Annotated in this window: 9 protein-coding genes; 2 read left to right on the top strand and 7 right to left on the bottom strand. The window is 31.1% G+C overall.

The annotated features are described in order from the left end of the window. Positions 1-578: 578 nt before the first annotated feature. The 7 genes from BCB68_RS10970 to BCB68_RS06080 all read right to left on the bottom strand — a co-directional run bounded on the left by BCB68_RS10970 (position 579) and on the right by BCB68_RS06080 (position 7,877). A complete protein-coding gene (locus tag BCB68_RS10970; RefSeq protein ID WP_257789796.1) occupies positions 579-707 on the bottom strand; it encodes a hypothetical protein in 129 nt (42 codons plus the stop codon). Between the two features lie 134 nt (positions 708-841). Continuing rightward, complete coding sequence (locus BCB68_RS06055; protein ID WP_094079958.1) at positions 842-1,168, bottom strand: 4Fe-4S dicluster domain-containing protein; 327 nt, start codon at positions 1,166-1,168, stop codon at positions 842-844. Beyond that, on the bottom strand, positions 1,152-2,849 hold the full coding sequence (locus BCB68_RS06060; protein WP_237048573.1) for an adenylyl-sulfate reductase subunit alpha: 1,698 nt from the start codon (positions 2,847-2,849) through the stop codon (positions 1,152-1,154). Before BCB68_RS06060 ends, BCB68_RS06055 begins: the two co-directional genes overlap by 17 nt. Positions 2,850-2,873: 24 nt before the next feature. After that, positions 2,874-3,938 (bottom strand): sulfate/molybdate ABC transporter ATP-binding protein, encoded by a 1,065-nt coding sequence (locus BCB68_RS06065; protein ID WP_094079960.1) that lies wholly within the window; start codon positions 3,936-3,938, stop codon positions 2,874-2,876. 24 nt (positions 3,939-3,962) lie between these two features. Next, a complete protein-coding gene (locus BCB68_RS06070) occupies positions 3,963-5,672 on the bottom strand; it encodes a nitrite/sulfite reductase (protein ID WP_094079961.1) in 1,710 nt (569 codons plus the stop codon). A gap of 176 nt (positions 5,673-5,848) precedes the next feature. Next, positions 5,849-6,520 (bottom strand): potassium channel family protein, encoded by a 672-nt coding sequence (locus BCB68_RS06075; RefSeq protein WP_094079962.1) that lies wholly within the window; start codon positions 6,518-6,520, stop codon positions 5,849-5,851. Positions 6,521-6,536: 16 nt separating this feature from the next. Next, the gene (locus BCB68_RS06080) at positions 6,537-7,877 is read right to left on the bottom strand and encodes a TrkH family potassium uptake protein (RefSeq protein ID WP_094079963.1); all 1,341 of its coding nucleotides are present in this window, start codon (positions 7,875-7,877) and stop codon (positions 6,537-6,539) included. A 199-nt stretch (positions 7,878-8,076) separates the two neighbouring features. On the opposite strand from BCB68_RS06080, the gene BCB68_RS06085 reads away from it, so the two are divergent. Together BCB68_RS06085 and ppc are read left to right on the top strand one after the other, a co-directional pair. Continuing rightward, positions 8,077-9,453 (top strand): carbohydrate porin, encoded by a 1,377-nt coding sequence (locus BCB68_RS06085; RefSeq protein ID WP_157697359.1) that lies wholly within the window; start codon positions 8,077-8,079, stop codon positions 9,451-9,453. 229 nt (positions 9,454-9,682) lie between these two features. After that, on the top strand, positions 9,683-12,496 hold the full coding sequence (ppc, locus tag BCB68_RS06090; RefSeq protein WP_094079965.1) for a phosphoenolpyruvate carboxylase: 2,814 nt from the start codon (positions 9,683-9,685) through the stop codon (positions 12,494-12,496). Positions 12,497-12,583: the final 87 nt, after the last annotated feature.

Below are 12,583 nucleotides of genomic sequence, written 5' to 3' on the forward strand. Positions count from 1 at the left end.
TTTGATTTTCAAAATTATTTTAAGATATATTATATTAAAATCATAATTTGCTATTTTTAAGAATAAAAATTAAATTATACTATTACCCATTTAAAAAGCGAAAATTATATCTTATACTAAACCCCATTTGAATAACGAATACATTATAAATCTTTTTATTAGATTAAATCTGATATTTTCTTTTAAATAATTAAAATAAATATTCACTTTTTAAACAGGGAATAGTATTAATTATTTAGAAATATTAAGTCTTTTTTCCTTGTTGAAAAAATTTTAATAAATTGGTTATTCAAATGAGATTTAGTATTAATAAAAAAAGACCGGTTAATACTATATTTAACCTAATCTTTTTACAAAATAAGTGAACTACTCCCACTTGTAGAAGAGGGAGCTTCTTGGGAAGTATCTGCTTTTGCTAGCCAAATATATTTACCAAGCTCAAAGGTCTGTCCCTGCCCTGACTATGAATATTATACCATATAAGAGCTGTTATTTCAAGCTATATTCTGCAATTCATCTCCCACTTATAGAAGAAGGAGACTTCTTGCTAAATATTGTTAAAATTTTAATGATAACTTTTATTTTTCATAATTGTGGTCGTATCTTATACACGCTGTTCTCGAACCCATTTCACATAAATATCCATCACAACCAACTAATGACATCATTGTTAGAATAATAACAATTAGTTTAAATAATTTTGACATTCTTATTTCCCCCTTAAAAATATAAAACGCTCAATTTATTTTAATTATATCACTTTAAAATTATATTTTTATTATTTTTTAATTTTTTATTAATTATAAATCAAAAAAAATTTTATTATCCAAAATTATATTTTCTAATATTTATTTGCATCTTTTCTATTGATGTCAATCACTTGAGTTGTACCATCCCTTTTTTCAATTATCCAGCTCAGAATATCGCCTTTTTCCTTCGTTACCATTGTACTTCCATTTCCTCCGATGTCAGCTCCTAAAAAAAATGAAATTGCTTGCACTGGACATTCTTTTACGCATGAAACGCAGCCCCAGCAGTCTTTTGGATATTTCATAACCGCTTTTTTATTATCCATTTTTAAATCAGTCATTTCTATCAAAGTTCCTGGACAGACTTGTGTGCATTTTGTGCAGCCTATACACTTTAATGGATCAATTACTATGCTCATAGAAATCCTCCTTCACTATTTCTCTTGTAAAAACTTCCAACTTATCATTTATCAATTTTGAATTAACATATTTAAAAAATTTCTCGTCCATTTTTGGATGATCCAAATTTTCATTAAATGTGTGCCATCTCGTCTCTTTTCGGTAAAGCAAATGTGCAATTAATGACTTACAAACTAAAAGTCTATCTTTTAATTCATATGCAAACATCAAATCATGCATATCTTCCGCTTTTGCACCTTTTGAAAGTTCGATTAGCTGAGAAATTTTTTCATCCGCCAATTTTAACTGTTTTTCATTAAACTGATAATTTGTAGAAATTCCTCCAGCGTATTCGTCCATCACTTTTTGCATTCCCTCTTCCAAATCTTCTATTGAAAATTCATTTATCTTATTTTTCTCAAAATTTAAAATATTTTCATATTCTTTTATTATTTTCTCAGATTGTTCAGAAAAATTTTGATTTTCTTTATTTTTTTCATTTTCCAAATTTATCTTTGAAATTACGTCAAGTGCAGCAATTTCCCCTTCTGCCAATGCTCCTGTGACATATTTTTGTGGAAAGCCTCCAGCTACATCTCCTGCTGCATAAAGACCTTTTACAGTCGTCTCTCTATTCGTATTTATCCAAAATCCACTCGCTGTGTGTCCTCCAACTATGTAAGGCTCTGTTCCTTGAATTTCAACATCCTGCTCATTTGGATTTTTCCCGCTCTCTATCCATTTAAGCGTCTGACTTGGCGCCATATTTAAATACGCTTTTAACAAACTTTTACTTTCTTCATCGGTAATTCCACTCGTCTTTAAATAACATGGACCATTTCCCAGCTGATTTTCCTTAACTGTTCCATAAACCCGCTCACTCGTTGTAATTCCGTATTTATCCTCATATACAAAGCCTCTTGAGTTTACTTGCTTTGCTCCAACTCCCTGTGCAATCGTTCCAGTTGGTGCAATCGTGTCTTTACATCTAAGCGCAATAAATCTCATTTCAAAAGTTGTCATCTCTGCTCCAGCTTTTATTCCCATTGCATATCCAGCACCCGTGTTAAATGGCGGATACCACATTTTATGTCTGGAAAAGCCTGGATTATTTGGCTTATAAAGTCCAGAAGCTCCTCCTGTCGCAACAATCACTTTTTTTGCTAAAATTTTATAAGCCGCATTTTCTATTATAGAAAAACCTACCGCTCCTTTAATTTCGCCATTTTCTGTGATTAAGTCTGTTATATTTACAGTATTTAATACTTTTACATTTTTAGACTTTTTCACAGCATTGGCAAGTATCGGTTTAAAATTTTCTCCATTTATTTTAATATTTCTATTTCCACGGTTGACATATTCCCCGTTTGCATCTTTCAAAATTACAAGTCCTAATTTTTCAACCTCAGCCGTAATTTCGTTGAATCTATTTGCAGCGGTTAAAACCAAATCTTTTCTCACAATTCCATTTGCATCTTTTATCGTGTAATCTACATAATCTTGCGGTACCCTGCCTTTCACATTATACGCATTAATGGCATTGATTCCAGCTGCAAGACATCCGCTTCTTTTAATATTCGCTTTTTCTACAACAAGCACCGATAAATCAGAGTTTTTGCTAATTGTTACAGCCGCATAGCAACCAGCTGTTCCACCCCCGATAATTAGCACATCCGTTTCAAGTTCTTTTACTTTTAGCACATTAAACCTCCTTTTTATAAGTTTTTAAATTACGACATCGTTTTGATTTCGAGTATTTGCATTTTCCAAAATTTTCACTTTTTCGTCATTATCAAAAACAAAAGCACGATAAATATATACATTCACTTCTTCATTATTGAAAACCGCATCTTCTTCAATTTTTCTATTCCCTTTTATTAGAATCCCGTTAACTCTAACTCCAACTTCTACTTCTTTTCCACGAAAAAGTGTATATTCCACAACCCCTTTTTCAGTCGAAGCCGAATATCTAAATCGCTCCCCATTTTTTATAATCGTAACATTTTCTGCTCTAATTATCGCTTTTGAATTATTTTCCAAATGTTCAAATCCCTTAAATTTATTTATGCTCTCAAGCTCAATCGGATTTCCCATAAATTTTGCCACAAATGCAGTTTTTGGATTACTGTAAATTTCTTTGGGAGAACCCACTTGCTCAATTCTCCCTTTATTTGTGACAATTATTTCATCAGCAACTTCTATCGCTTCTTCTTGGTCGTGTGTCACAAAAATACTCGTAATTCCAACTTTGTCAATGGTTTTGCGAAGCCAGTTTCTAAGCTCCTGTCTAACTTTGGCATCAATTGCAGCGAAAGGCTCGTCTAACAAAAGAAGTTCTGGATTTGGTGCTAATGCCCTTGCAAAAGCCACTCTTTGTCTTTGTCCACCAGACAGCTGATTTGGATAACGATCTCCCAAATTTTCAATATTTACAAGTTTCATAAGTTTTTTAACTCTCTCTTTTATGACACTTTTTTTTTCCTTCATAATTTTTAGTCCAAACGCAATATTGTCAAAAACAGTCATATACCGAAAAAGCGCATAATTTTGAAACACAAAGCCAATTCCTCTTTTGCTTGGTGAAATATCATTTACAACTTTTTTGTCAATGATTATCTCTCCTGAATCAGGAGTTTCAAGTCCCGCAATCATTCGCAAAATTGTTGACTTTCCACTTCCAGAAGGTCCTAACAATGCTACTAATTTTCCTTTTTTTATTCCTAAATTGATGTCATTTGACGCTTTGTAGTCATTGTACATCTTATTCACATCTTTTAATTCAACATACATGATTTTCCCTCCCTTTTCTTTATTCTACCAAGCCTTTTCGGCATCAATTTTACGAAATTCGTTAAAATCAACATTTTTTACTTCAATTTCTTTGTAATCTTCAATTAATCCAAGAAATCTATCTTCATTTGCAAATTTTTCAAATTCAATATTTTCATTTTTTATAATATTTGCAATATCTTCAAGAAAATATGGTATTTTATTTGCTTTTATTTCTCCCAAATTTTCATTAAGTTTAACAGTTTTTCCACTAAATTCTCCCCTTGCAAAAATTGCAAAATATTCCCCATCTTTTTTTCTTCTTCCACTAAAACCAAGTCTAGCGATTTGCGGAGTTGCACAAGAATTTGGACATCCAGTAACTTTTATTTGTGGCAAATAATTTGTAAGCTCTCTTTTTTCATCGTTGTCAAAAAATTCAAAAATGTAGTCCAAAATTGGCGGAGTATCCAAAATTCCAACATTACAAGTCGTACTCCCAATACAAGAATATGAACTGTAAAATTCATTTCCTCCGTAATATTCGCTCATAATTTCTTTTAATTTTAATACATCTTCTTTTTTAAGTCCACGAACCAAAATACTTTGAAAACTTGTAAGTTTCAATTCAACTTTGTAATCCAAATTTTTTACAAATTCAATTAATTTTTCTCCATCTTCCTTATAAATATTTCCTCTCGCAGGTCTTAAATAATATCCGTATTCTCCTTTATACTTTCCTGCCACGATATTTTTTTCATTTTTCAAGAATTCGTCGTTTTTAATACTTTCATCCGTATTTTCTTCACTAGAAAATATTTTTATTTTTTCTAATTCTTTTTCTCTATCCAAAATTTCTCTTTCTTCAAGCAATTTTCTCGTATAAATTTTAAGGCTGTCCCCTTTTTCTGCATAAAAATTAGAAATATATTCGTTACACAATTCCAAGAATTTCTCTTCCCCTAAATTTAGCAAAACATAACGAAGTCTTGCTCTAGCACGAATTTTACGATTTCCATGGTCATTAAACACATTTCTTATTGCATGAATATAATACAAAAATTCGTCTTCTTCAATAAATTCCCTTAAAACAATCGAATTAGTCGAAATTGGTCCAATTCCTCCGCCAACATACACTCTAAATCCTTTTTTCCCGTCTTGAATAACCGCTTGAAAACCAATGTCATTTATTTTCACATAAAGTGAATTTTCTTCTTTATTTGAAAAAGCAATTTTATATTTTCTCGGTAAGTGCATAAATTCGCGACCGTTTAAAATGTAGTCAGTAACAATTCTAGCATGAGGCGAAACGTCAAAAACTTCTTCTTCAAATCCAGTTGTTTCGGGAGTAATTACAGCTCTGGTTGAATCTCCGCAAGTCGCTTTTGTAAAAAATCCTCTTTTTGAAATAACCTCCAAAATTTTTGGTAAATTTTCTTTTTTCATTCCGTGTAGCTGAAAATCTTGTCTAGTTGTAAGATGAAGTCTTCCATCACAATATTTTTGCACAACGTCTAATAAATATTCAAAGTCTTCAATGTCTATTTTACTTTCAAAAAATCGAGGTCTTGTCATATAAGTATCTTTAATCCTACCTTCGGTATAAAGTGCAAACGAAGTTCTAAGTTTATTCCACTCCTTTTCTTTTTCCTTGTCTTCAAAAGATTCTTGAGTCAGATTTAAAATAAAATCCAGCTCTTTTTTCTCTCTCTCTTTCTGATAGTTTTCAATTTCCTTAAAATCATTCAATTTCATATTTTTCCCTCCAAAAATTTTTTTATTTAATAAAAAACTATTTATCCACAATTATTTTTTATTTATTATATACTTTTTTACATTATTTTATAATTGTATATACAAAAATAAGCCTATATTTTAAATTTGTATAAAATGATTGTCAAAGTTTTGTTTAACCTCGTTTTGTTTAACCTCTAATTCCCTAGATATTCCCTATTAAACTGTATCATTTTTTCAACATTTACAACGACCAAAAGCATATCATTTTCCAAAATTTTTTCATCTGGCAAAAGCGATATTCTCAGTTCTTCGCCTTTTCTTTTTATTCCAATTACATTCATTTCATATTTTTTCCTTAAATTCAGCTCGATAAGACTTTTTCCAATAATTTTTTTAGGCGCTTTAAATTCAAAAATCCTATATTTTTCAGAAAATTTCAAATGCTCTGTCACATCTGGCTTTAAAAATTCAAAAGCTAATTCTCTTCCAACACTTTCATCAGGAAATACAACTTTTTTCGCTCCAATTTTTTCTAAAATTTTTCCTTCAATTTTTGTAATAGCTTTACAAATAATTGTTTTTATGCCCAGCTCCTTTAACATAACTGTAACTAATGCGCTTGTTTGCAAACTTCCTTCAATGCAAATAAAAGCCACTTCAAAATCATCACTGCTCACCACTTTTTTTAGAGAATTTTCTTCTGTTACATCAAAAGAAACCGCTTCTCCAACAATTCCGTCATCTATTATCTGCTGTGTAAGTTCTTCATTTTTATCGATTACAAGCACAGTTTCGTTGTGATTATAAAGCGTCTTTGCAATACTTCTTCCAAATTTTCCCGCTCCTATAACTAAATATCCTGCCATTTTTTCCTCCTAAAAATTATCCTATTAAAATATTTTCCTGTGGATAAGTGTAACGTCCTTTTTTTAAATTTGACTTCGATAATGCCAAAGCAATTGTAAGTGGACCAACTCTTCCAACAAACATCGTAACTATAAGTATAAATTTTGAAATGTCCGCAAGGCTTGGAGTCAAATTTCTTGAAAGTCCAACTGTTCCAAACGCTGAAAACACTTCAAAAACCAAATCCAAAAGATTCTTATTCCTTTCAAATAAAATCAATAAAAATACACAAATTGTCGTATAAATAAGTGAAATGAATAATACAGTTATTGCTTTACTGTAGATCCTCCAGCTTACGCTTCTTTTATCATATTCAATCGTATCTTTATTTTTTAATGTCGCTAAAGTTCCTAAAATTATAAGTCCAATCGTTGTAGTCTTTATTCCGCCACCAGTTGATCCAGGGGAAGCTCCAATAAACATAAGAATAACAAATAATAGTGAAGTTGACCTCTTTAGACCCAAAATTGAAATTGTATTAAATCCTGCTGTTCTCGTCGTTACACTTTGAAAAAATGATGCTTCCAATTTTTGTCCAAAAGATAAATTTCCAATTGTACTTTTATTGGAATATTCCAAAATTAACATCGCAATCATTCCTATTATTACTAAGAAAATAGATATTTTAATACTTAATTTAGTTGTTGAAGTCAATCTTTTTTCTTTTTTCCGCAAAACATTATAACAATTTAAAATCGTTGAAAATCCAATTCCACCCAAAAATATCAGAAGCGGAATCGTCATATTTATTATAAAACTATTTTTAAATCCGTATAAATTATCTGAAAATAGTGAAAATCCCGCATTACAGAAAGCCGAAACAGAATGAAAGAAAGAATAATAAACTGCTTTTAAAAAACCAAATTTTTTTATAAATTCAAAAAATAAAATAACAGTTCCGATAAATTCAATGATAATTACAGAAAAAATAACTTTTTTCACATATTCTTCGATTTTAAAAGTCGTGTCAATATTTATATCTTCCTGAACGATTTTTTTCGTGTAATACCCAATTTTTTTGGAAATCATAATGATTATAACTGAGGTGAATGTTATAACTCCAAGCCCTCCAAGCTGGATCAATACTAAAATCACCATTTGCCCAAAAATATTATAAACGCTGCCTATATCAATACTGGAAAGCCCTGTCACACAAATAGCTGAAGTTGCTATAAAAAATCCGTCAATCAATTTCACACTTTTACCATACCTCATAGAAATTGGCAAAGACAACAAAATCCCACCTAAAATTGTAACTACCATAAATGAGAGCAATATTGTCATATATGGCGAAAAAGATTTATTTTTTAAAAACATTTTATTTTCCTCCATTCATTCACTTTTTACTTTTCTAAAATAAATTTATCACATTCATTTTTTTTTGTCAATAAAAGTAAAATATGAATTTTAGAAAAAATATTTATTTGGTATTGACAATGAAAAAATTTGGGATATACTTATATAAAGATTTGAATTAAATAGAATATTAATAAAAAATTATATGGAGGGATTTATTATGAAAAAAAGGCTATTACTGGCTCTAACAGCGTTTTTACTGGCTTGTACATTTGTAAATGCAGAAACACTTGAAGAAAGAGTGGATAGACTTGAAAGAGAACTAAGAGAAACTAAAGAAGAATTACAAAAACAAATTGCTGAAAAACAAGCTCCTGCTCCAGTTGTAGCAGAAGCTCCAGCATTAGACATATCAAAATTAACTGATGGATTTGAATTTCACGGTTATGGAAGAGCAGGACTTCTTATAAATCAAAATGGAGATAAAGGAAGCTCATTCAAAGTTCAAGATGAAGGATTTGCTCAAAAATATAGATTAGGTAATGAAGATGACACTTATGCTGAATTAGAATTGGTTAAAAAATTTGATGTAAATGGAGCAAAAGGTTCAGTTCACTATATGTTTTCAACAAAATCAGGTGCAGGAGACGAATATAAAACATGGACTTCAGGAAGTTCAACAAATCCAGGTTCTGAAAACGATTCATTTAAAACTAGACAATTTTATGTTGATATAACTCCAAATGATGGAGCTACTTATTGGGCAGGAAAAAGATATTATGCAAGAGAAGATATTCATATAAATGACTATTATATTAGAAACTATTCAGGAACAGGTGCAGGAATTCAAAATATTAAACTTGGTTCTGGAGCAGCTGATGTTGCATTAATTGCAAACGATCCTAGCGATCATCCTGAATATACACTTCATTCAAGATATTCAGTAGGACCATGGGCTTTTGAACTAGCAGGACACACAATGAAATCAGATTCTATAGATAAAGATATAACTGAATGGGGAGCACAAGGTTCTGTAAGTTATAGCCTGCCTGGTTTTTATGGATTAAAGGACAAAGGATCTTCTAAAATAGTTCTTCAAGGTGGTAAAGGACTTGGTTCTGGAAGTGGACTTGGAAGTGCTACTGCTTGGGGAGATACTAGAAAAGACGCTTACTCTGTGAATTTAGTGACATACGGTCAAGCAAATCTTTCAGACAGATGGCAAATTATGCCTGAATTAGGTTATAGATACGATAAAAATTTTGGTGGAAAAAAAGATCAAAAACAACAATGGGTAACAACTGGAATAAGAGTTGTCAATCCAATTACACAACATTTTGCTATGCAATATGAAACAGGACTGGACTATGTGAAAGTTGATAAAGGAAATACAAACTACGACAGCGGACTATTCAAATTAACAGTTGCTCCAACTTTGAAACTTGACACGGATAATTTCTGGGGAAGACCTGAAATTAGAGCATTTGTAACTTATGGACATGGATTGGGAGATAAGAAATTTATAAGAGTTGATTCGGATGGAAAAGAGCGTAATAAAGGTGTTCAGTTTGGAGTTCAAACAGAAGTTTGGTTCTAATTTATAACTTTTGATAAAAAATTATTATTTTAAAATTTTAGGGAAAATCATTTTTCAGTAAATAAAAAAATTATATTGTAAATGATTTTCTCTTTTTTTATAAAAAAACTATTTATTAATCAAATATTTTACTTAATCAACTAAAAAACTAAAATTGTATTTTAATTCTAAATGTGATAAAATGAATTATTAGAAACCATAACTATAATTATGAAGGAGAGTGAAAATTATGAGTTTAAAAAATTTGCCAATAACTCCGCTTTTATCGGTACAGCTCGATGAACAGCAAGAGGCTTTATTTGCAAATAATGAATTATTAGCTAACCTTTTAGGAGAAACTATATTCAATTATGCTGGACTACATATTTATCAGACTACTGAAAATCTTACGGCCGCCTCGAAAAATTACTATAAAACACTTAAGCATGTGGCTAGGGAAAATTTATCTTTATTTTGCTCTGATTTAACTGACAGTGAAATTCTACGTGTAATTAGAAGTTTTTCGATTGCAGCGGCACTGGCTAATATTGCGGAAGATGTATATCAGACGCATCAGCAAAGAAGAGTTCGTATTTCCAATAAATTACAAATCGGTACACTTGAAAAATCTCTGCAAAATCTAAAAACTAAAGGTATTTCACAAGAAAAAATACTTGAAGCAATGGAAAAAGTATCAGTTGTCCCTGTTTTAACAGCACATCCAACACAAGTTCAAAGAAAGACTATTTTGGATATTACAAAAAAAATAACTGATGTTTTAGATCAATATGAAAATGTAAAATTAAAACAAATTGATGAAAAAGAATGGATTGACAAATTGAACCGTGAAATTCAAATTTGGTGGCAAACTTCTATGTTGCGTGAATCCAAATTACGTGTTACAGATGAAATCAGCAATGCTCTAAGTTATTATAATATTACATTTTTTAGCGAAATTCCAAACTTGATAAATAAATTTCAGGAAATTTCACAAAAAATGGGAAATTCGGTACAAAATTCGCAATCTTTAATTCCGCTGACAATGGGAATGTGGATTGGTGGAGATAGAGATGGAAATCCTTTTGTAACAGTTGACACATTGGAAAAATCTGCTCAAGCACAGGCAATTACATTGTTTCAGCACTATTTCTCAGAAGTGGAAAAAATTTACAGAGATTTGTCAATGTCTATTACAATGACAAATGTTACAGAAGACTTACAAGCTCTGGCAGATGCCTCTGGAGAAGTTTCTCCTCACCGTACAAAAGAGCCTTATAGAAGAGCTGTTACAACAATAAGAGACAGACTTATTGCAACTGCTTATAACTTGTGTGACAAAAATATTAACTTGTTGCCACCAAAGAGAAAAAATGGAGTTGACGTTCCATACAGGAATTCAAAGGAATTTACAAAAGATTTAGTTATTGTCGCTGAATCACTTATCCGAAACAACAGTGAATTTTTAACTCATGGAACGCTTAACAACTTAATCTGTGCAACTGAAATTTTTGGATTTCATCTTGCCACAATAGATTTAAGACAGGATTCAAGTGTCCATGAAGTCTGTGTTGCAGAATTATTAAAAAGTGCAAATATTTTAGGAGATTATTTAAGTTTGCCAGAAGAAGCTAGATGTAAAGTTCTACTTCGTGAGTTGGAATGCGATCCTAGAATTTTAAGTGATCCAACTATCCCACAAAGTGAATTGCTTTCCAGTGAGCTTGCAATTTTTAAAAAAGCGAAATCGCTTCATGAAAGATTTGGGAAAAAAATTATTGAAAAAAATCTTATCTCTCATGCCACAAGCGTGTCAGATATGCTAGAAGTAGCTATTTTATTAAAAGAAGCGAACCTTGCTAAAGGAAACAAAGAAAATGAATTTTGTGATTTATACATAGTTCCATTATTTGAAACAGTTGAGGATTTAGAAGCTGCACCAGATATACTTAGAAAATGGTTTAGCCTTCCAATTGTGCAAAAATGGATGGAAAAGAATGGAAGAAAACAGGAAGTTATGTTAGGTTATTCTGACAGCAACAAAGATGGCGGATATTTGAGCTCCAGCTGGTCTTTATATAAAGCGCAAAAAGAACTTACAGCTGTAGGACATGAATTTGATGTACAAATTTCATTCTTCCATGGTCGTGGTGGAACTGTCGGTCGTGGTGGTGGACCAAGTTATGAGGCGATTTTGGCCCAACCCGAAGGAAGCACAGATGGAACGATAAGACTTACAGAACAAGGGGAAGTAATAGGAGCAAAATACGGAAATCCAGATTTAGGATTTAAAAATTTGGAGGCGTTAGTTTCTGCAGCGCTTGAATCTAGTGCTTTGACAGTGGAAGATGCCGCTTGGGAAGAATATGAAAATATTATTGAAGAAATTTCTAAATTAAGTTATCATTCTTACAGAGATTTAGTTTATAATACAGAAGGTTTTTCAGACTTTTTCTTTGAAGTAACTCCGATAAACTTTATTTCTGGTCTAAATATAGGTTCTAGACCATCATCAAGAAAGAAAAAACAGACACTTGAAAGTCTTCGTGCAATTCCTTGGGTATTCTCATGGTCGCAAGCTAGAATTATGCTACCTGGTTGGTACGGAGTTGGAACAGCTTTTACCAAATGGATAAGTGATGATGAAAAAAAACTTGAAGTTTTACAAAAAATGTATGCTGAGTGGCCATTTTTCAAATCTACAATCTCAAACGTAGATATGGTTTTATCAAAATCAGATGTATCAATCTTTGCGGAATATGTAAAACTTGCAAAAGATCAAAAAGTTGCACAGGAAATTTTAAAAGAAATTGTAACAGAATGGGAACTTACAATAGATGTTCTTAAAAAAATCACTAAAAACGATGTTTTATTAGCTGACAACGCAGAACTTGCAAGCAGCTTAAGAAACCGTTTGGCATATTTTGACTCAATGAACTTCTTGCAGATTGAATTGATAAAAAGAGCAAGAAAATTTGAATCTATAGATGAAATTCCGAGAGAGTTAAGAAAAGCCATTCACATTTCAATAAACGGACTGGCAACAGGACTTCGTAATAGTGGATAATAATAAATAATTAATTTATAAAACAAAAAGCTGCATCTAAATAAAAGATGCAGCTTTTTATTTAATTGATTTTAAGTTTTAGTGAAA

It is taken from the genome of Leptotrichia sp. oral taxon 498 (assembly GCF_002240055.1).
GTDB classification, from domain to species: domain Bacteria; phylum Fusobacteriota; class Fusobacteriia; order Fusobacteriales; family Leptotrichiaceae; genus Leptotrichia; species Leptotrichia rugosa.

What these genes read in the sequence shown, in the direction of transcription:
- BCB68_RS06075 (WP_094079962.1), bottom strand. Translation starts at nt 6,520, where the DNA reads ATGGCAGGATATTTAGTTATAGGAGCGGGAAAATTTGGAAGAAGTATT.
- BCB68_RS06055 (WP_094079958.1), bottom strand. Translation starts at nt 1,168, where the DNA reads ATGAGCATAGTAATTGATCCATTAAAGTGTATAGGCTGCACAAAATGC.
- BCB68_RS06085 (WP_157697359.1), top strand. Translation starts at nt 8,077, where the DNA reads ATGAAAAAAAGGCTATTACTGGCTCTAACAGCGTTTTTACTGGCTTGT.
- ppc (WP_094079965.1), top strand. Translation starts at nt 9,683, where the DNA reads ATGAGTTTAAAAAATTTGCCAATAACTCCGCTTTTATCGGTACAGCTC.
- BCB68_RS06070 (WP_094079961.1), bottom strand. Translation starts at nt 5,672, where the DNA reads ATGAAATTGAATGATTTTAAGGAAATTGAAAACTATCAGAAAGAGAGA.
- BCB68_RS10970 (WP_257789796.1), bottom strand. Translation starts at nt 707, where the DNA reads ATGTCAAAATTATTTAAACTAATTGTTATTATTCTAACAATGATGTCA.
- BCB68_RS06065 (WP_094079960.1), bottom strand. Translation starts at nt 3,938, where the DNA reads ATGTATGTTGAATTAAAAGATGTGAATAAGATGTACAATGACTACAAA.
- BCB68_RS06080 (WP_094079963.1), bottom strand. Translation starts at nt 7,877, where the DNA reads ATGTTTTTAAAAAATAAATCTTTTTCGCCATATATGACAATATTGCTC.